The sequence below is a fragment of the Clostridium chromiireducens genome (assembly GCF_003575225.1).
GTDB classification, from domain to species: domain Bacteria; phylum Bacillota; class Clostridia; order Clostridiales; family Clostridiaceae; genus Clostridium; species Clostridium chromiireducens.
The window spans coordinates 516,896-536,904 of record NZ_QXDJ01000002.1 but is presented as its reverse complement, the minus strand read 5'-3'; the positions used below and the strand labels follow the sequence as shown (position 1 = coordinate 536,904).

The 20,009-nt window shown below is 30.2% G+C and carries 19 protein-coding genes; 1 reads left to right on the top strand and 18 read right to left on the bottom strand.

Going from position 1 to position 20,009, the window contains the following annotated elements; all coding sequences use genetic code 11:
* Window positions 1–135 precede the first annotated feature (135 nt).
* The 5 genes from D2A34_RS07740 to D2A34_RS07725 form a co-directional block, all read right to left on the bottom strand.
* Window positions 136–711 (bottom strand): GNAT family N-acetyltransferase, encoded by a 576-nt coding sequence (locus D2A34_RS07740; protein ID WP_243128275.1) that lies wholly within the window; start codon window positions 709–711, stop codon window positions 136–138.
* Between the two features lie 69 nt (window positions 712–780).
* A complete protein-coding gene (locus D2A34_RS07735; RefSeq protein ID WP_119366241.1) occupies window positions 781–1,332 on the bottom strand; it encodes a GyrI-like domain-containing protein in 552 nt (183 codons plus the stop codon).
* A gap of 31 nt (window positions 1,333–1,363) precedes the next feature.
* Window positions 1,364–2,230 (bottom strand): AraC family transcriptional regulator, encoded by an 867-nt coding sequence (locus tag D2A34_RS07730; protein WP_119366240.1) that lies wholly within the window; start codon window positions 2,228–2,230, stop codon window positions 1,364–1,366.
* Window positions 2,231–2,431: 201 nt separating this feature from the next.
* On the bottom strand, window positions 2,432–2,596 hold the full coding sequence (locus tag D2A34_RS26470) for a hypothetical protein (protein ID WP_182629362.1): 165 nt from the start codon (window positions 2,594–2,596) through the stop codon (window positions 2,432–2,434).
* Window positions 2,597–2,764: 168 nt separating this feature from the next.
* Complete coding sequence (locus D2A34_RS07725) at window positions 2,765–3,328, bottom strand: helix-turn-helix domain-containing protein (protein ID WP_423243112.1); 564 nt, start codon at window positions 3,326–3,328, stop codon at window positions 2,765–2,767.
* Window positions 3,329–3,436: 108 nt separating this feature from the next.
* On the opposite strand from D2A34_RS07725, the gene D2A34_RS07720 reads away from it, so the two are divergent.
* Window positions 3,437–4,021 carry a LysE family transporter gene (locus D2A34_RS07720; protein ID WP_119366238.1) on the top strand — a complete coding sequence of 195 codons (585 nt, stop codon included), beginning with the start codon at window positions 3,437–3,439 and terminating at the stop codon, window positions 4,019–4,021.
* 538 nt (window positions 4,022–4,559) lie between these two features.
* On the opposite strand, the gene D2A34_RS07715 is transcribed toward D2A34_RS07720, so the two are convergent.
* The 13 genes from D2A34_RS07715 to D2A34_RS07655 all read right to left on the bottom strand — a co-directional run bounded on the left by D2A34_RS07715 (window position 4,560) and on the right by D2A34_RS07655 (window position 20,009).
* On the bottom strand, window positions 4,560–5,552 hold the full coding sequence (locus tag D2A34_RS07715; protein WP_119366237.1) for an NAD(P)H-dependent glycerol-3-phosphate dehydrogenase: 993 nt from the start codon (window positions 5,550–5,552) through the stop codon (window positions 4,560–4,562).
* A gap of 2 nt (window positions 5,553–5,554) precedes the next feature.
* A complete protein-coding gene (gene der / locus D2A34_RS07710) occupies window positions 5,555–6,871 on the bottom strand; it encodes a ribosome biogenesis GTPase Der (protein WP_079438349.1) in 1,317 nt (438 codons plus the stop codon).
* A 56-nt stretch (window positions 6,872–6,927) separates the two neighbouring features.
* A complete protein-coding gene (locus tag D2A34_RS07705) occupies window positions 6,928–8,262 on the bottom strand; it encodes a DUF512 domain-containing protein (protein ID WP_119366236.1) in 1,335 nt (444 codons plus the stop codon).
* 184 nt (window positions 8,263–8,446) lie between these two features.
* Window positions 8,447–9,235: a phage replisome organizer N-terminal domain-containing protein gene (locus D2A34_RS07700; protein ID WP_243128274.1), complete on the bottom strand. Its 789-nt coding sequence runs from the start codon at window positions 9,233–9,235 to the stop codon at window positions 8,447–8,449.
* A gap of 823 nt (window positions 9,236–10,058) precedes the next feature.
* A complete protein-coding gene (locus tag D2A34_RS07695) occupies window positions 10,059–10,469 on the bottom strand; it encodes a peptide deformylase (RefSeq protein WP_119366234.1) in 411 nt (136 codons plus the stop codon).
* Between the two features lie 161 nt (window positions 10,470–10,630).
* Window positions 10,631–12,625, bottom strand: coding sequence for a methyl-accepting chemotaxis protein (locus D2A34_RS07690; RefSeq protein WP_119366233.1), 1,995 nt, complete (start codon window positions 12,623–12,625; stop codon window positions 10,631–10,633).
* 362 nt (window positions 12,626–12,987) lie between these two features.
* A complete protein-coding gene (gene phoU, locus D2A34_RS07685; RefSeq protein ID WP_079439870.1) occupies window positions 12,988–13,650 on the bottom strand; it encodes a phosphate signaling complex protein PhoU in 663 nt (220 codons plus the stop codon).
* Between the two features lie 293 nt (window positions 13,651–13,943).
* Window positions 13,944–14,606, bottom strand: coding sequence for a phosphate signaling complex protein PhoU (gene phoU / locus D2A34_RS07680; protein ID WP_079439871.1), 663 nt, complete (start codon window positions 14,604–14,606; stop codon window positions 13,944–13,946).
* Between the two features lie 18 nt (window positions 14,607–14,624).
* Entirely contained in the window at window positions 14,625–15,374 is a 750-nt protein-coding gene (pstB, locus tag D2A34_RS07675) for a phosphate ABC transporter ATP-binding protein PstB (RefSeq protein WP_079439872.1), read from the bottom strand.
* Between the two features lie 9 nt (window positions 15,375–15,383).
* Window positions 15,384–16,268 carry a phosphate ABC transporter permease PstA gene (gene pstA / locus D2A34_RS07670; protein WP_119366232.1) on the bottom strand — a complete coding sequence of 295 codons (885 nt, stop codon included), beginning with the start codon at window positions 16,266–16,268 and terminating at the stop codon, window positions 15,384–15,386.
* On the bottom strand, window positions 16,268–17,161 hold the full coding sequence (gene pstC, locus D2A34_RS07665; RefSeq protein ID WP_079439874.1) for a phosphate ABC transporter permease subunit PstC: 894 nt from the start codon (window positions 17,159–17,161) through the stop codon (window positions 16,268–16,270). The genes pstA and pstC overlap by 1 nt, the downstream gene beginning before the upstream one ends.
* Before the next feature lie 23 nt (window positions 17,162–17,184).
* Window positions 17,185–18,102, bottom strand: coding sequence for a phosphate ABC transporter substrate-binding protein (locus D2A34_RS07660; RefSeq protein WP_079439875.1), 918 nt, complete (start codon window positions 18,100–18,102; stop codon window positions 17,185–17,187).
* 200 nt (window positions 18,103–18,302) lie between these two features.
* On the bottom strand, window positions 18,303–20,009 hold the full coding sequence (locus D2A34_RS07655; RefSeq protein ID WP_119366231.1) for a sensor histidine kinase: 1,707 nt from the start codon (window positions 20,007–20,009) through the stop codon (window positions 18,303–18,305).

Sequence of the window (20,009 nt, the reverse complement as noted above, 5' to 3'; positions counted from 1 at the left end):
CTATCCAATTCTTGTGAATTTATCATTTATTTATATTTCTAAGTTATACCTTAGAAATATAAATAATGTCTTACACGAGGCTTCTTTAGTTCATTATATAAAAATATTAGTTAATAAGTATATACTAGAAAAAACTTATTCTGTAGTGTCAGACTTCAATAAAGAATATAATATCAAATCAACAACACCTTGACCTTTCCAAACACACCCTTGCCTGATTATTCCCTCTTTAACAAAACTATTTCTTTGTAATACGTTCTGTGATTTAATATTTTCTGGCATAACAAAGGCTTGTATACGGTTAATTCCAATATCATTAAAGAGATAATCAGTCATTGCCTTGACAGTTTTTGTAGCGATTCCTTTACCCCAAAATCTGTCATTGAGTCTGTAACCTATCGTTATCATGTTTACATCATGAGAGTAGTCAAATATTTCAGCTACACCAACAATATTGTTAGGCTCACTATTTAGACAAATTCCAAGAAATATCTCTTTTCTTTTATTAAAATCTCTTTCAAAATGTCCTATCATATTAGCAACTGTATCTTTATTCTTTTTAAGCATTAAAGGAGAGTATTGAAAAAGCTTTTCATTGTTATATATTTCAAAAAGGCTGTCAAGGTCAGAAACTACAATTTTTCTTAATGTTATTTCATCTGCTACAATATGTGGAAATTGTTCATATGGATTTTTACTCAAAACTATCATACTCCTCTCGTACAAAATATATCATTTAAAATCCAGCTATACATTGTCCTGTTTTAATTAGAATACTACTCATATATTTTTCTTACACGGGATGTAAAAATCAAGTATTAAAATCTTTTGTCCATTATTTTTAGGTATACCAAAACGTAAATCAGTATATACTTCACATGAAAAATAGTTCGCCCAATCAACAACATATCCATTTTTACTAATTGCTTCAACGGTTAACTGATGTGCATTGGGATAAATATCGTTTTCTTCACCCTCAATCCATGCCTTTGCAATAGTGCAAGCTGGCACCTCATAAGAAGCGAATCCATCAGGAACAGGAGCATTTGCCTTCATAAAAAAACCTGCAAGGTAAGTGAATGTTCCATCCTTTTCACAGAAATCCCTCGTATACCCTTCATAGCCATCTGGTGTTTCAGATGGACAGTGTTCCTTCATATTCATAAGAGTCTCAAATGTTCCATCAGAAAAGCATTGCTGCCATAATGAAGGTATAGTTTGATACTTAGATTGAAAAACAGGGTTAAAGTTTTCTATCTTTGTTCTAATTTTCTTTCCAATAATCTTAAATGGACCAAACTCAACAAATTCAATTTTTTTTAATATTGCCATTTAATCATTCCTTTCCAAACTCAATTACTAATCAGTTTTTCATCACAATAGGTATCCAAAGCTCATTTTGAGGATTATGTTCTGGTGGATAATAGCATTCAATGACCGGCAAATCAGCAAGCTTATACATTGACATTGGAATTAATTCATTATATAAACGCCTCCAAGCTTTTGATATACTCGTAAGGTTTTCCGCTTCAAATACTATCCATTGGCTCTCCGGGAAATTTAATCTTTCCATATCAATAGGTGTTTCTTTTTCATATAAAACAGACACATAATAAGAAAAATCATCATTATTACCCCAGTTTCCGTCTGCCGAAACACCAAGCACCCCATTAAGTAATTTATCTGAATTCTTATCCATTAAATTAAGTAATTTTTCAGAAATACCATTTTTACTAACTTCCTTCCAAATACTAGGCACTAGGTCAAATGCTCTTTCATTGTTTACACGATACTTAAAACCTACCGCTGAAAAAGGCCCGGTTTTTTCAATTCTATAATCCATTTCTGTCCCTCCCTTAAAGGAAACATGAAAAGACATACGTGAACAAGCTTTTAGTTTTGCACCAGATTTACGTACAGCTATTGGTGATATACCATGAAATTCACTAAAGGCACGAGTAAATGCAGCATGCGATTCATACCCATATTCTAGTGCAATTTCAATGACACTTTTATTGCTTTGCTGCAGCTCAAAAGCAGCAAGTGTTAAACGTCTCCTTCTCACATACTGTGAAATCGGCACCTCTGTTATGAATGCAAACATACGTTGAAAATGATAATTTGGACAACAAGCAATTTTTGCAACCTTCTCATAATCAATATTACCTTTTATGTTATCTTCAATGTAACTTATCGCTTCATTCATTCTCTCTATCCAATCCACTTTCATCCTTCCTTCCCTATAAGTTTAACAGAAATAAATTTATATAACTTTGCAGTTAGTGTATAAAAAATGCAAAGAAAATTTAAACAGTCTATATTTAAGATTAATAAACAACATTCTACTATTATGTAGTAACTCGTATAGTAATTTATGTTAATTATATCATAGCTCATAAAACTCCATTTCATTAGTAGATGTATTAATCAACTATATTTTAATAGTAAACAAAATAAACGAAGGAGAACCTCCATCATCTGGAGATTCTCTCTCGTTTTTATCTATAAAATATTTCTGTACCTTTTCATCAAAGTGAAGCTCTATGCTATCTATATCTTTCTTGTTTTCTATAGCTATCTCACTTATGATTAGCACACTATTATCTTCCTTATGGCCAGTCATATCAACATTTTAAACAAAGTCTACGTTATTTGTGGTACGGTTCACCGTATCATTAGCAAGTGATAACCGTTTTCTCTTTCTCACCTATACAACAAATTCCTTATAATCCTGTATAATTCCCATTATTAAACTAAATTAATCCTACATTGGGTAATAAATAACCATACTCAATAAACAAATCTCTTCACAAACATTTTTATAAGAGTGAATAGAATCTGCCTTAAATCTTATAGAATTACCTGCTGTTACAGTATAATTTTCACCATTTATGCTGACATTAAGCTTGCCAGAAAATACAGTGATAAATTCCTGTGTACCTTGTTGATGAGCTTCTGTCGATAGATAACCTTTAGAATCAAATTCAATTGAATACATTTCAAACCTTCTTATACTCTCAAATGGAAATACAGGAAATATCCTAACCCTATTGTTATCCTCAACAAGTGGCTGCACTTGAGATTTATCTACAATTTCAATATTAGGCTCTGCTTTAATCATAAGTTCTGTAAATGATATTTTAAGACCATTTGCTATCTTCCATACTGTTGATACTGTAGGATTGGCTTCACCTCGTTCAATCTGACCAAGCATACTTTTGCTTACACCAGAAAGTTTTGACACATTGTCAAGACTTAATTTTCTTTCATCACGAAATCGCTTTAAATTTTCAGCAATAATAAAACTAAATTTATCCAAAAGTTTCACTCCAATTCATTGACAATATATCGCACACATGTTAGCATTATATTGCACAGTGCAATATATTGTTCTTTTCGTATATTATATCACACAATAATTAGGAGGTAAATATTTATGACAAATTTTACAGCATTTCTATTTTATGTACTTGTTTCAAACTTATCCCCTGGACCAAATACTATTATATCAATGTCAAATGCTAGTCGATACGGATTTAAAAAGAGTATCAGATTTAATATAGGTATATTCTTTGGCGTTTTTATTATAATGATTCTTTGTAGTATTTTCAGCATAGCTCTTTACAGTATTATGCCATCAATCAAACCAATTATGTCCTGCATTGGTGCCATTTACATACTCTGGCTTGCCCTAAAAACATATAAGAGTACACCTAATAGCAATAATATCATCTCAAATCCTACAAACACATTTTTATATGGGCTACTTTTACAATTTTTTAATCCAAATACTATCATTTATGGCATTATGACAGTTTCTACATTTATAATACCATATTATAAATCTGTACTTATGCTTACTATCTTTTCTGGAATCCTTGCCCTTATTGGTTTTGTGGCAACTTGCTGCTGGTCTTTGTTTGGTTCTTTAGCTCAAAAATTTCTTGTCCAACATAATAAAATTGTTAATATTACTATGTCGCTACTGCTAGTCTATTGTGCAATTTCATTATTCCTTTAATGTTAATAAATTATATATAAATTTTTATATTCACAGGATTTATCATCAACATTCTTCTTGAAACAACAGAAAAAGGAGAACCTCCTCCATCTGGACTTGGTTCTCCTCCATAACTTAGATACATTATTAAATTATCATTTATATTAAGCTCTATTAATTCAATTTCCCTAGTTTTGCTTATTGTTATTTTTTAGATTAGAATGTGCAACAGTTTCTTTTGTTATTTCCTTTTAGAGTAGCTTGATAGCCATAGTATCATTCCTTAATTTTACACACTATCCTTTATTTATGATATGGTTCACCCTTCATTATCCTAAACCATATTTTAAATTCTAATGCTTTGTCTACCATCATAAACAACCATCTATTATATACATAATAACGCACTGCTATATTAAAAACTCTCTTAGAATAAAAAAAGATAGACCATCTCTTTTAAAATAATCTATCTTTATTATACAATATGATTTTTATGTTTTTTCTATACACTACTCATTTTCTTTTGTGATTCAATTAACCACCCACTTAAATGCAGATATTAAAATAATTCACTTTTTTTATCTCTATTCATAAGCTCATCTACTATTGACTTAGCATTTTTGCTTTCAAACAGCCCTTTATAAAGTCCATCAGTTATCGGCATTGATATACCTATCTTTTCTTTTAGTTGATAAAAAGCCCTACATGCTTTTACCCCTTCAACTACCATGCCTATTTCTTTCAATGCTTCTTCAAGGGACATTCCTTTTCCTATTAATAATCCAGCTCTTCTATTCCTTGAATGCATAGATGTACACGTTACTATTAAATCCCCCATACCAGTTAACCCATAAAAGGTTTCTGCTCTTCCTCCGAGGGCTATTCCCACTCTAGAAATTTCCTTCATACCTCTAGTTAGAAGTGCAGCTTTTGTATTATCTCCATAACCAAGTCCATCAATAACTCCTGCCGCTAATGCAATGACATTTTTAACAGCACCGCCAACCTCAACTCCAATAATGTCATCATTAGTATATACTCTAAAGTACGGAGTCATAAATAAGTCTTGAACCGTAGCAGCAAAGTGCATATCTTTAGATGTACTCACAATGGTTGTCGGCAACTTCATAACAACTTCCTCCGCATGGCTTGGTCCTGATAAAATTACAACTGGATTTTCTAACTCCTCTTCAATTACAACAGAAAGTCTCTTATCGCTATCTTCCTCAATTCCTTTTGCAATTGATATTATAGGGATACTCGCAGGTATTTTCCCTTTAAGTGCTATACACATTTTTCTAATAACATGTGATGGCACCGCTAATACTATATAATCAGTACCATCTATTGCTTCCTCAATACTATTAAATGCAGTTACCCCTTTAGGAAATCTTAAATCTTTCATATACTTTTCATTTGTTCTTTTAAGATTTATTTCATTAACAACATTTTCGTCCCTATCGTAAATACTAACAATATGATTTTTTTCTGCAAGTAAAACAGCTAAGGCACTTCCAAAGCTTCCTCCTCCTAAAAAAGTAATCTTACTCATAACTATTCCTTTCTTTGTCTATATTCAATCTGGATACCAGTTCCTTTAAAATCAAAACTATCTCTTAATTGATTTTCCAAATATCTTTCATATGAGAAATGTCTTGCACTTTCATCATTTACGAAGAAAACAAACTTAGGCGGCTTAGTCGCAACTTGAGTCGCATAATAAATTTTCATTCTCTTAATTCCAACAACTGGTGGTTCCTTCATAAGAACAGCTTTACTTATAACATCATTTAATATTCCTGTTGAAATTCTCTTATTGTAGTTATCATAGCAGTACTTAGCAACTTGAAGTACCTTATGAGTTCTTTGGCCTGTTAGGGCTGATATAAATAGATATTCAGCATAACTTAAGAATTTTAGGTTTCCTTGTAATTCTTTTTTAAACTTATCTAATGTTTTACCGTCCTTTTCAACCAAATCCCATTTATTAACGATAACCATAATAGCTTTTCTCAATTCATGAGCATAACCTATTATCTTTTCATCTTGCTCTGTAATACCTTCTGTTGCATCAATCATAAGTATGCATACATCCGCTCTTTCAATAGCAGTATAAGTTCTTATAACACTATATCTTTCAATTTCTTCTTTTACTTTACTCTTTCTTCTAAGTCCAGCAGTATCAACTAAGATAAATTTACCTTCCGCTGTTTCCAAATGACTATCTATTGAATCTCTTGTAGTTCCTGGAATATCAGAAACTATTACTCTTTCTTCTCCAAGCAATTTATTAATTAAAGAAGACTTTCCTACATTAGGTTTACCAATCATAGCTATTCTGATATATTCATCCTCATCAGCATCGTAAACTGATTTATCAAAATATTTAACTACTTCATCAAGCATATCACCAAGACCTAGTCCTTGACCTGCCGATATTGTTACAGGATCACCTATTCCTAAATTATAAAATTCATATGCATTGTTTTCATCTTTTAAATTATCGACTTTATTAACAACTAAAACTACTGGTTTCTTACTCTTTCTAAGCATAGTAGCAACTTCACTGTCTGCGGCAGTTAATCCTTCCTTACCGTCAACTATAAAAATTATTACATCTGCTGTTTCAATTGCAATATTCGCTTGTCTTCTCATTTGTTTTATTATGATATCATTATTTTCTGGTTCAATACCACCTGTATCTATCATAGTAAAATTATAACTTAGCCATTCAGCCTCTGCATACACCCTATCCCTTGTAACTCCTGGTGTATCTTGAACTATTGAAATTCTTTTCCCTGCTAATTTATTAAACAATGTCGATTTCCCAACATTCGGTCTTCCAACTATAGCAACTATTGGTTTACCCATTAAAATTCCTCCTTGTATTTATGCACATTCAAAAAATGACGAGTCAGCATGCTAGTCTATTTTATTTCATATGCCTTATTAAGTTTTTCGATTAGATCTTCACCTGTATAATCAACTACTATTACCTTAACATCTAAAGCTGATTCAATATCTTTAATCTTAGTATCATCTAACATTATTTGTTCTGACGAATCTGCTAGTTCATACCCTTTTCTAAACATATTGTTGGACATAATTAAATACTTAGTATTTATTATTCCCCTCATTTGATTTATTATATCAGTTCCAGTTAAAAGTCCTGCTATAGTAATTGTTTCTCCAAAAAAATTATTTATTATTTTATGTACATCAAGCTGTATATTAGGATTTTTGTTCTTAATTTTATTACTAGCTTCTAATAGCTCATTATACGCCAGCTCTCCTGTAACAATAGAAAAGCTTCCCTTCATACTTGCATCTAAATCATCTAAAGTATTATCTATTGCGTCTCTAAAGCATCTAACCATCCCTATACCGTCTTCTATTTGATGATAGTCATCATAAAACTCTTGATCTGGGATTTCTTTTTCTGCAACTAAATAAAACTCATCAGATAATCTGACGAAGGGCTTCCCTGTCTCTTTAACATATTTTTCTTGAAGTTTCTTAACACTTTCAATTTCTTTTGCTGATTCTTCTTTTGTATAAGTATTAACATGTTTAAGATTATCCCTAAACTTAGTTATACCTATTGGTACTACCGCCAAATCTGAAACACTTGGATATAATGTATATAAATCTGTAATAGTCCTTTTAAGTTCATCTCCATTATTTATTCCTGGAACTGAAACTATTTGTGCATTCATTGTAATGCCTGCAGCCGCAAGTTTTTTCATTCTTTCAAAAACATTACCTGCAAACCTGTTATTAAGCATCTGAACTCTTAGCTCTGGATTTGTTGTATGGACAGATACATTAATAGGACTTATGTGATATTGTATTATTCTATCAATATCTTCATCCTTCATATTAGTTAATGTAACAAAATTCCCTTGAAGAAACGATAATCTTGAATCATCATCCTTAAAATACAGTGTTTCTCTCATTCCCTTTGGAAGCTGATCAATAAAACAAAATATACATTTATTGCTGCATGATTTTGCTTTATCCATTATACCGCCGCCAAATTCTATGCCTAAATCCTCACCATATTCTTTTTCAACTTCAATTTCCCATACTTCACCATTACTTTTTTCTACCTCTAAAATGATTTCTTCATCTGCTGATAAAAATTTGTAATCTATAATATCATTTACTTTCTTATCATTAATAGATAGTAGAACATCATCTACTTCAATGCCGACTTCTTCAGCAATACCATTTGGGATTACTTTTGTTATAATATTTTTCATGTTATCACTCCCAATTATAACATACTTATCCTTGTTATATTACATTAATACCTTAGTTAAGTCAATAAATTCATGCTATAGCAAGTCAGATAAGTAATTAGCCTTGTAATTTAACTTGCATCTATAATTTAAAAACTGAACGGCTCAATGCCTTATTACCATATTTAAAGACGTCTACCTTACATCAATCAAAAGCGAAACTTGTGAGAATGCATTCACCTGGATTTAATTTATATTCTCCTTCACTAAAATTTGATATAAAGTTATCATCTTTTTCTTCAAACAATTCAAAAATATCAGACGAGCTGTCTTTTTTCTTCTTTTTCTTTACACAATTACTTCTATTAACTTCTAAAATAATAGGTTTACTATTTTCCGATCTATTCTTATCCTTGTTAAAACTCATATTATCTTCTGTTTTACATATCTCCATATTAGTAACCTTTAAATCTTCAGTAATTTCATCTTTCTTTTCTACTGCTTCATGATTATTTGTAATTATTAGTTCATTTAATATTTTCCCTTTCGATTCTTCATCTACAATGTTTCTACTAATATCTTTAGTTTCCCCTTTAAAATCTTCTTTTATTTGAGTTTCATTACTTTTTGAGCTACTTTCTTGATTTATAATTTTATCCTTTTCCTTAACCTTAATATTTTGATGCTTTGCAAAATTTTTCACTTTATAAATTTTACCTTCAATAAATTCAAGCATCTCCAATTCCATTAATATATTCAAAGCTAACTTAACTTGATTAATATCTCTATTGAACTCTATAGCTAAGGTTTCTAGCGAGTAAGGAATAGTTTTAGAAAGATATAATTCCCCTTCTAAATTAACTTTTCCAGCTAAAATAACCACCCTATTCCAAATATAATGAAGAAGGTCTCTCTCAGGCTTTGTATCAATAATTTTAAACTTAGTATCATCATACATATCCACTCTAAATTTAACGTATTTTCTTTCTCTCATCTTCATCATCCCCCTTAATATTTATATACTAACAAGTTAATCCACAAATTGTTCTTGTATGCAAAAAAGTTCCATTATTGTAGCATAGCTACTTTTTTTATAAGTGCATAGCTGCTCTTTCTAATGTGTGCATTTTACAATGTCCTCAACTAATTTGTTCTTTCCAAAAATTTATGTCTCATATAGTATATACGGTTTACATAACAATATATAAATACTTTTATCAAAATTATTTTCTATTAGAAAACAACATATTCTTTAAACAACTCCACATTAAAGACAACTTTTTCAAAAAATACATAAACAAAATCCTCTAATGCCGTATAATCTCTACAACATTAGAGGATTTTTAGTATTAGATTAGTTTTAAAACATAATCTCTTTATTTCTAAATTGATAATCAAGATTAATTTTCTTGGAATTCATATAGAAGTTAATAGCAAAGAGAAAAAGCACCCATCCGACAATGATTAGTGCTTTAATCTTTTTATAAATCTATAATTTTTATCCAATAGCCCTAAAACAAAATAAATGTTCTAAGGACTGCTTAGTGTTACCAGCACTAAGCTTTTCTTATTTATATTATATCAAATATTTTAATAAATTAAACATATTTTTATTTAAATTATTAATGCAATATATCTATAGCCCTTAATTAAGTGAATAATTGAAATTTTAAATTTGTAACACATTCACTCCCAACTCTATCCTTTTTAACAGTGTGTCCCCAAAAAATAATTTTAAAATAAATTTCACCAAATGTTTTATATTATATTCAGGCAACTACCTTTTTCTTATAGTAAGTACTATTTTAATTATTAAATCAGATTATTATACCTTCAAAATGATCCATTTCATGCTGAATTATTTGTGCTGTAAATCCAGTGAACACTTGCTTTTGCTTCTTAAAATTTCTATCAAGATACTCCACCTCTATCATTTCATATCTCTTTGTTTTTCTAAAGCCAATTAAAGATAAACAACTCTCTTCTGTTTCATAAAGCTTTTCCTTCTTTAATATAACTGGATTTATCATAGGCACAATAAGGTTGCCTACAGTAAATACCAATATACGCTTTTTCACTCCAATCATATTACCAGCCAATCCAACACAATGCTCTAAGTTTGCTCTTAATGTATCTATTAAATCATCAATTACTACTATATCATCTTTAGTTGCCTCTTCTGATTTTTGTCCTAAAAACAATATATCTTTTACAATTGGTTTTATCATAATTTATACCTCTTTTTCAGTTTTATTTTTTATAAAAAATAAGATATTATTTCAAAATATTTGAATAACACGATAATAATAAAATGCAAAAATATACTTACTTTTACTAAAATTCACTTATTATTCTTTATTTATGATACATTTCTCTGTATCTGCTGCATTTAAACTTTAAACTTATTTACTTCCTCTATCATTTGATTAGTCATACTATTAAGTATTTGAGCTGCTGAAGCTACTTCCTCTGTTGAAGCATTCATTTCCTCTGATGATGCAGAAATCTCTTCCGATGATGCTGACACTTCTATCGAGACAGAAGATAAACCTTCTACTTTAAACAAAATAGAATTCTTATCATTTTCTATATTCTCTGCCGAATTTTTAACTGTTTCAATTTTAGGTATTACTTCATCTACAGCTTCTATAATCTTTTTGAATGATGCTATTGAATTATCAATAACTTTTACTTGATCCATTAATTCATTGTCCATACTCACAGAATTTTCAACTATAACATTAGTATCATTAGATATTCCATTAATTAATTTACTAATATTTTCTGATGAATCCTTTGATTGTTCAGCAAGCTTTCTTATTTCTTCTGCAACTACAGAGAATCCTTTTCCCGCTTCTCCTGCTCTAGCCGCTTCAATAGCAGCATTTAATGCTAATAAATTTGTTTGTTCTGCAACACTATTTATTAAATTTGTAATATCATTTATCTTATTTATATCTTTTCCAAGAGCTATAATTTTACTATAGAACTCTTTAAATGATTCACTTACATTAGCTACTGATTGATTTAACTGATTCATTTCATTGCTGCTCTCATTTGCCATTGTACTTATTTCCCTAGAATTTGAATCTACAACTTGTATCTCTCTAACCATTCCTGATAATTTATCACTAAAGTCATTAAGAGTTTCTGTTATTAGTATTAAGTTTTCCGACTGATTACTTGTCCCTCTTGCAATTTCTGAAATTGCTTCTGTAACATTTTGTGATACACTTGATATTTCTTCTGAAACAGAAGATAAATTATCTGATTGATTGTTAATATTTGTTGAATTCTCTTTTATTTGTCTAATCATTTTCCCAAGTGATTCTTGCATCTTTTTCATTGATTTAGTCATTTCTCCAATTTCATCTGTAGCATTCAAACTTCTAGGTGAAATTTCTTCACAAAGATTTCCCTCTGCTAATAATGCTAAATGCTTTGAAGTATATTTTATTGCTCTAGACAAAGTATTAGCAACTATGTAAACTATGCAAAAACCAATTAATATAAATACTGCAGATGCTATAATAGTGGAAATTTTCAATGTATCTAATTCTGATAAAATCTCACTTTTTACTACTACAACTCCAACAGACCACTCAGTTCCTTGAACTGGAGCATACCCTATGAATTTATCAACTCCACCATAAGTATATTCTCCTAATCCTGTTTCCCCTGCACCCATTTTTTTCTCGATATCTGCTATAGCCTGTAACTTTGTATCCTTTTTTGCTTCTTCAATTGGATTATACATATTAATAACCTTATCTTTATCAGTGCTGGCAATATTAGTACCATCCTTTTTAATCATAAAAGCATAACCCGTTTCTCCTATTTTAAGTTGATTTGTTAATTCACTTAAACAATTACCATCTCTTTTTTCAATTAACACTCCCACGATTTCATTATTATATTTAATTGGAACTGCATAGACAATTATTACATTTCCATCTGCTTTACTTATTATTGGATCTGATGCATTGCTTTTTCCTGATAAAGCATTCTTGAAATATCCTCTATCTTTAATTTCAATATCTGTTCCATCTACATTTTTAGCATGTCCATTTTTGTCAGCAATTCCTAATGACATACTACCAATTCTTTTTGATTCTTCTAAAAGAATTGGCGCCTTAGCTTCCCAAGAAATGTTAGGATTTTTTATATCATCTCTTGCAGCAATAGATTCTAAGGATATCAATTGACCTTCCAACTGCCACTGAATTTTACCTGCAGTTTGTTCTGCAATTTTAGGAAGAGTCTTTCCTAAATTCGACCTTAGTGCCTTTGATGAATTTACAAATGAAATTGCCCCAAAACCAATACATATAACCCCTATTAATAATCCTATAAATACTATAAATTTTGCCTTTATACTTTTCATAATTTTATCCCCCTAGTTTATTACTTTGATATCTACTACGTATATTATATACAATTCTATGAATCACTTTAGTATATCTTCCATTATAACCTGTAATTTCCTCGATGCAATAGATACATCTTTATTCACAGAACTTATATAACTTGAACCATTTATTATTTGTAACATTAGATGTTTAATTTATACTTTGAATATAGCTAATACCAGAAAGAAAGACCAACTATTTTGCGCAGTGTTGCATTGAGAATGGGACTGTTGAATTTCTTTATTAGAAATTCACAGTCCCATTCTCTAGCAACCGAGCAAAAGTAGCTGGTCTTTCTTTCGGGTAGTCACACCCAAAGTATAAGTTTACATGTACTTTATTCGTTTAAATCTACATAAGATCCACTTTTAGAATAAATAGTCCACTCACAAATATTTGTTACATGATCGCCTATTCTTTCTAAATACTTTATTACAAATAAAAGCCTTATTCCCTTATCAATTAAACTTTCATCAAGCTTTATGTCTTCAACAAATGTTGTAAATAAAGATCTATAAATAGAATCCACTTCATCGTCTCTTTCACAAATCTTGTATGCAGTTTCGTCATCATTATTAATATATGACTCTATAGCTAAACCTATCATTGCTCTAACTTTTTTCTCCATTTCCCATAATGGATCCAAATGTTTTTTAAATGAGTTAATAGTTCCACCAATCATCATTGTTATTTTACATATGTCTACTGCGTGATCAGCCATTCTCTCTAAATCCGTTACTATCTTTGATGCAGTCATAACTTTTCTTAAATCTGTGGCTAATGGTTGCTCTGCCGCAATAAACTTAATACATAGTTCTTCTATTATTTTTTGTAATTCATCAACCCTATCGTCACCTTTAATAATATTAGCTGCTGCCTCTATATCGTAATTCTTTAAACTAATCATGCTATCATATATTTGTTTTTCAACTAACTTAGCCATAATTACTAGCTGCCTATTTATATTTTTCACTCTAGTATCTTGTGATCCTCTTGTCATTGTACCATTGCCCCTTTACAATTAAGTTTTATAAGTTATAAATTCTCAAATTCCATAAATTTAAATATTGATAATCCCATTATATGTATCCTTTACTATTACGACATAAAATCCTATTTTTTCTTGCCACTTTATCACAAAAAGTTTATTTCTATTATATTTTTATATTACATTAATATAATAATTGCGTCAAGGAAGGCATGGTTAATTATTTAAAATATTACTTATATAATATTTATTGTCATAAACAAAGGCATCCTAAATTTATAAGGACACCTTTATTAATAATCCTATTATTCATTTAAATCAACATAAACACCGGTCTTAGAGAAAATAGTCCATTCACATATGTTAGTTACGTGATCTCCTATTCTTTCCAAGTATTTTATAACAAAAAGTAACTGAGCTCCTTTTTGAATTAGTTCTTCATCTAATTTAATTGAGTTAATTAAATTTGTAAATAAAGACTTATAAAACGCATCAATCTCATCATCTTTTTCACAAATTTTATAGGCCATTTCATCATCTTCATTAATATAAGCTTCTATAGATGATTTTATCATGGCTCTTACCTTTTTATCCATTTCCCATAATTCATCTGAATAAACTTTAAATGAATTTATATTTCCACCCATTCTTTTTGTTATCTTGCAAATATCTACTGCATGATCAGCCATTCTTTCTAAATCCGTTACTATCTTCGACGCTGTAAACACTCTTCTTAAATCTGTTGCGAGCGGCTGCTCTGTTGCGATAAATTTTATACATTCTTCCTCTATTGTTTTTTGCATTTCATCAACTTTATCATCATCTTTAATAATTTGATCAGCCTTATCTAAATCGTAATTCTTTAAGCAAATTATACTCTCATATATTTGCTTCTCAACTAAACTCGACATATTTAATAGCTCTCTGTTAATAATTTTTACTCTTGCATCTTGCGACCCTCTTGTCATAATACTCAATACCCCTTCCTAGCCAAATCTACCTGTAATATAATCTTCTGTCCTTTTATCTCTTGGATTATAAAATATATCTTCTGTTTTTCCGTATTCTATAACTTCTCCATTTAAAAAGAATGCAGTTTTATCGGCTATTCTTCCTGCTTGTTGCATGTTATGAGTTACTATTACAACTGTGTAATTTTTTTTCAATTCATCCATAAGTTCTTCCATTTTTCCTGTTGATATCGGATCTAGAGCCGATGTTGGTTCATCCATTAAAATTACTTCTGGTGAGACTGCTAAAGTTCTAGCAATACACAATCTTTGCTGTTGTCCACCTGACATTCCAAGTGCACTTGATTTTAACCTATCTTTAGTTTCTTCCCATAGGGCTGCTCCTCTTAAGCTTTTCTCAACAATTTCATCTAACATTTTCTTATTTTTAGTACCATGTATTCTTGGTCCATATGCAATGTTATCGTAAATAGACATCGGAAATGGATTTGGTCTTTGAAACACCATTCCTATTCTTTTTCTTAAAAATATATCATCATAATCTTTATATATATCTTTATCTTCGAATAGAACTTGCCCTGTTATCTTAACAATCTCGATTAAATCATTCATTCTATTTAAAGTTCTTAAGAAAGTCGACTTACCGCAACCAGAAGGCCCAATTAGTGCTGTAACCTCATGCTTGTTTATAGACATATTAATATTTTTTAGAGCTTGATTGTCTCCATAATATAAACATAAATCTTTAGTTTCTATAATATTCATAACTATCTCCTACTTCCCACTATAAGCTTTCATTAATCTATTTCCTAATAATCTTGCACAAACATTAAATAATAGCACCGCTAATATAAGAACAGCTGCTGTTCCGTTTGCTATTTGAGCTGCATCAACTACTGTACCTTCTGAATTTAGCTTCCATATATGAACTGCTAAAGTCTCTGCCGGCCTAAAAAGTGAAAATGCTGAACTTTTTTCTGTTAAACTTATGGTATCAAAATTTATATTTTTCGAACTTAATCCTGCAGTGTATAAAAAAGCTGCTGCTTCTCCAAAGATTCTTCCAGCTGCTAATATTACACCAGTCAATATTTCTGCCATTGCTGTAGGTATAGTTAATTTAGCTAAGGTCTGCCACTTAGTTGCTCCTAGCCCCAAAGAAGCCTCTTTAACCCTTTTACTTGCTGCAACTATTGCATTCTCAGAAATTCTAGTCATAGATGGAATGTTAAGAATACTTACAGATAAAGCACCTGCAAGAATTGAATATCCCCATCCTGCCATATTAACAAAAACTAGTAATCCGAACATACCTATAACAATAGATGGCAGAGACGACATTGTCTCAAGACACATTCTTATAAATTTAAGTATAGGTCCTTCTTTTGCGTATTCAGCTAAATAAATTCCAGCTCCTACTCCTATTGGTATTGTAATAATTAAGGAAACAATCAACATATAGAATGAATTAAACAATTGTGGTCCAATTCCTCCGCCTGCTCCTGATAATTTTGGTTTACCAAATAAGAACGAAGGCTTTAGCATACTGCCTCCCTTATATAAAATATATATTATAAAAGCTCCAAGTAAAAAAACGATAAACATACTTATAATGTAGAATATAATCGTAGCTATCTTATCTATTCTTTTTGCATCCATTATCTTGCACTCCTTTTCTCTATCATTCTAACTATTACAATAAATATGAAAGAAATTACAAGTAAAATTAATGCTAGTGTCCATAATGCATCATTCCATGCAGTTCCACCAACTGTATTAGCCATGTCCATCGTTATAATACTAGTTAGTGTGGCCATTGGCGTAAAAACTCCATCTGGTATCTTTACAGTATTACCAATTACCATTTGAACCGCTAATGCCTCTCCAAAAGCTCTTGCTATTCCAAGTACAACTCCTGTAAGTATCCCACTTTTTGCACCAGGAACTATTACTCTAGAAATCGTCTGCCACCTTGTAGCTCCAAGCCCATATGATGCTTCAATATGATCTCTAGGTATTGTTTTTATTGCATCTATTGATAAAGTTGCTATAGTTGGCAATATCATCAATGAAAGTACCAAAACTCCAGCAATCAAAGAAAATCCCATTCCCCCAAAATTATCTTTGATAAATGGAACTAATACAGAAATACCTACCCAACCATAAACAACCGAAGGTATTCCAACTAATATTTCTAATGAAGGCTTAATTATTCTTACTCCAAATTTACTAGATATTACATTCACAAAAATTGCTAAAGCAATAGCAATAGGTGCACTTAAAAGTACTGCACCTATTGATACTGCGGTTGAACCTAAGATGAAAGCGAGAGCTCCAAAGGAAGGCTCTCCACCTTTGTTCGGCTTCCAATTATTTGTAAACAAGAACTCAGTGAAACTATATCCGTCATTTGTAAATATCCTCAAACCTTTTGAAGCTATGAATACTATAATTGATATTGTTATTAATATTATTAATATTCCACATAGTCCCGCAAAGCCTTGGCCTAAATATTCATTTTTAAGCCTTTCTTTAAAACTTCTTTTTTCCATCTTTTACTCATCCTTTAATTGAATTATTTTACTTTCATTTCACTTCCTGAAATAAAACCTAATGTTTCTAAGTTTTCTTTATTTTCACTGCTCATAACGAAATCAATAAACGCTTTAGATAAATCTTTTGATTCACCCTTAGTATACATATGTCCCCAAGACCAGAATTTATAAGAACCATCTGTTATATGTGCTTTATCTGCTGCTACTCCATCAAGATTGGTTACTTTTAAAACATCTTGTGCTTCTTTTGTATTCATGTATGCAAGACCTAAATAACTAACTGCTCCATCATTTTCTTTCATTGCACTTAAAACCGCACCATTTGAATCTTGAGTTACACCTAAAGCTTCATTTTCTGCTGATTTATCTCCACCAAGTACTGTCTTTTCGAAAGTTGCTCTTGTTCCTGAACCAGCTGTTCTATGGATTAATAAAATCGCTTTATCTGGTCCACCAACTTCTTTCCAGTTTGTAACTTTACCAGAGAATATGTCTTTAATTTGAGCTGAAGTTAAATTATCTATTCCTAATGATTTACTTACTACAATTCCAAATCCTTGTGCTACGACTTTATGGTCAACTAATTCTTTTGCTTTTGCTGCATCTAATTTTTCTTCTGCAAATACATCTGAATTTCCTATATTTACTGTTCCATCTAATACTTGAGTAAGACCTGTACCAGATCCACCTGCTTGAGCTCCAATTTCAGCATCTGGATATTTTTTATTAAATGTTTCTATAGTCTTCTCCATTAACGGTAACAATGCTGATGAACCACTCATAGTTATTGAGCCTGTTACCGCTTCTGATTTTGTCCCCTCTGATTTAGTGTCATTTGCCGGTGCTCCACCAGATGCATTTCCGCATCCTACCATCGCAGTTCCTAACATTGCCATCACTAAGGCAGACACCATTAATTTTATCGATTTTTTCTTCATTAACTATTACCTCCACTAATAAATTCATATTATGTTAGTTTCTAATTTTCTTCTTCTTTCATATTTTATAATATACCCTTTTAGTTAATCTATTATTAGAGTAATGTTAAGTTATATTAGATATTTGTTAAGAAAATTTAACATTGCTTTGTAAATAAAAAAAATAATGCGTAAAATTTCTACACTTTACGCATTATTTCTTACATATATGGAATTTTTACTTCAAAAATTGTTCCTTCACTTAGCTTACTTTTAACATTGATTTCTCCATTAAATATTTTAACAATATGTTTTACAATAGCCAAACCAAGACCTGTTCCGCCTTTTTTTCTCGACTTATCCACTCTATAGAATCTCTCAAAAATTCTTGAGATGTCTTCTTCTGGTATTCCTATGCCATTATCTTTTATTCTTAGGCAATAGTATTCATCTTTGGTATAACTAGTCACTTCTACACAGCCGGAACCATCCTTAGAATATTTTATGGCATTCTCGATTAAATTTAAAACCAATTGATAGAATTTATCTTTATCACCCAAAATATGTTTACTATTATTATTAATAAACTCTAACTTAATATTCTTATTTATTGCAGTTTTTCTCATCATATTAATTACTTCTTCAATTACAAGACTTGGTTCAAATTCTTTCATGTCAATAACCAAATTACTTTCTATATTTGATAATACTAATATATCATTAATAAGTCTTGATAAACGTTCAGCTTCCTTGTCGATAATATCCAAAAACTTTTCCCTTGTCTCATCATCCTTTACAAATTTTAAAGTTTCTGCAAATCCCTTAATGGATGTTAATGGTGTTTTTAATTCATGGGATACATTAGCAACAAATTGACTTCTCATAAGCTCAACTCTATTTATATCAGTTATATCTTGAAATATTATAACCTTTCCTATGTTCTCTACACCATCAAACATATCAGATTTTTTTATCTTATAATCCCGTTCAAATGGATGAAGTAATTTTATTTCCTTATCAGACTCTTCATCCTTCATTAAAAATTTACTTATATCATAATCATTAATATGATCTAGCAAGTATTCACCAACAATATTTTTCCTTATTTCAAGTAACGCCTCAGCACGAGGGTTAATGGAAATTACTCTATTATGATTATCAACAGCAACAACACCATTTTCCATGCTTTTTAATATTGACTCAATTTTATTTTGTTTATCAATTACTTCTCGAATTTTTATTTGCAATTGATCAGCCATATTATTAAAACTATTTCCTAAAATACCTAGCTCATCATGAGTTTCAATATTTGCTCGTATCTTGTAATCGCCATGAGTCATTTTTAGTGTTACACTTTCTAACTCTTTTACTGGATCAATAATTTTCTTAACAAGCCTTAAAGATAGAAATAAAGAAAATGGTAAAACCAGCATTAGTATCCCTAAACTATATTTGATATTTTCTTTTTGCAGCAAAGTTATTGTGTTTATACTGACAGAACTTCTGATTACATAATTATCACTTAATCTAGTTGCATAATAAATTAAATTTCCTTTAATAGTATCACTATATCGCTCTGAATATCCTTCGCCTTTTTCAAAAGCTTCTTTCACTTCAATTCTGTCTTTATGATTTTCGCTGCTTTTTTGTTCATTATCATACAAAACAACTCCGTTACTATCAATAAGTGTGATTCTAACTTCAACATCATTTATTTTTATGTCTTTTATATTTTTTAGATCTTCATAATCATTTCTACTAATATCTGTTACATCATTAAGTTCATAAATTAGATAATTAATATTTTTAAGCTCTTCTTTTGTAATCTTAGTTTGTTCCATATTAATTAACATCATAAAAGAGCAGGCAACAATAGATATTGCAAATATCACAGTTATAATAACCGAAGTTAAAATTTTGTTCCTCAT

What these genes read in the sequence shown, in the direction of transcription:
- pstB (WP_079439872.1), bottom strand. Translation starts at nt 15,374, where the DNA reads ATGAATATTATAGAAACTAAAGATTTATGTTTATATTATGGAGACAAT.
- D2A34_RS07715 (WP_119366237.1), bottom strand. Translation starts at nt 5,552, where the DNA reads ATGAGTAAGATTACTTTTTTAGGAGGAGGAAGCTTTGGAAGTGCCTTA.
- D2A34_RS07740 (WP_243128275.1), bottom strand. Translation starts at nt 711, where the DNA reads ATGATAGTTTTGAGTAAAAATCCATATGAACAATTTCCACATATTGTA.
- D2A34_RS07720 (WP_119366238.1), top strand. Translation starts at nt 3,437, where the DNA reads ATGACAAATTTTACAGCATTTCTATTTTATGTACTTGTTTCAAACTTA.
- D2A34_RS07695 (WP_119366234.1), bottom strand. Translation starts at nt 10,469, where the DNA reads ATGATAAAACCAATTGTAAAAGATATATTGTTTTTAGGACAAAAATCA.
- der (WP_079438349.1), bottom strand. Translation starts at nt 6,871, where the DNA reads ATGGGTAAACCAATAGTTGCTATAGTTGGAAGACCGAATGTTGGGAAA.
- D2A34_RS07660 (WP_079439875.1), bottom strand. Translation starts at nt 18,102, where the DNA reads ATGAAGAAAAAATCGATAAAATTAATGGTGTCTGCCTTAGTGATGGCA.
- phoU (WP_079439871.1), bottom strand. Translation starts at nt 14,606, where the DNA reads ATGACAAGAGGGTCGCAAGATGCAAGAGTAAAAATTATTAACAGAGAG.
- D2A34_RS07655 (WP_119366231.1), bottom strand. Translation starts at nt 20,009, where the DNA reads ATGAGGAACAAAATTTTAACTTCGGTTATTATAACTGTGATATTTGCA.
- phoU (WP_079439870.1), bottom strand. Translation starts at nt 13,650, where the DNA reads ATGACAAGAGGATCACAAGATACTAGAGTGAAAAATATAAATAGGCAG.
- D2A34_RS07735 (WP_119366241.1), bottom strand. Translation starts at nt 1,332, where the DNA reads ATGGCAATATTAAAAAAAATTGAATTTGTTGAGTTTGGTCCATTTAAG.
- D2A34_RS07700 (WP_243128274.1), bottom strand. Translation starts at nt 9,235, where the DNA reads ATGAGAGAAAGAAAATACGTTAAATTTAGAGTGGATATGTATGATGAT.
- pstC (WP_079439874.1), bottom strand. Translation starts at nt 17,161, where the DNA reads ATGGAAAAAAGAAGTTTTAAAGAAAGGCTTAAAAATGAATATTTAGGC.
- D2A34_RS07730 (WP_119366240.1), bottom strand. Translation starts at nt 2,230, where the DNA reads ATGAAAGTGGATTGGATAGAGAGAATGAATGAAGCGATAAGTTACATT.
- pstA (WP_119366232.1), bottom strand. Translation starts at nt 16,268, where the DNA reads ATGGATGCAAAAAGAATAGATAAGATAGCTACGATTATATTCTACATT.
- D2A34_RS07690 (WP_119366233.1), bottom strand. Translation starts at nt 12,625, where the DNA reads ATGAAAAGTATAAAGGCAAAATTTATAGTATTTATAGGATTATTAATA.
- D2A34_RS07705 (WP_119366236.1), bottom strand. Translation starts at nt 8,262, where the DNA reads ATGAAAAATATTATAACAAAAGTAATCCCAAATGGTATTGCTGAAGAA.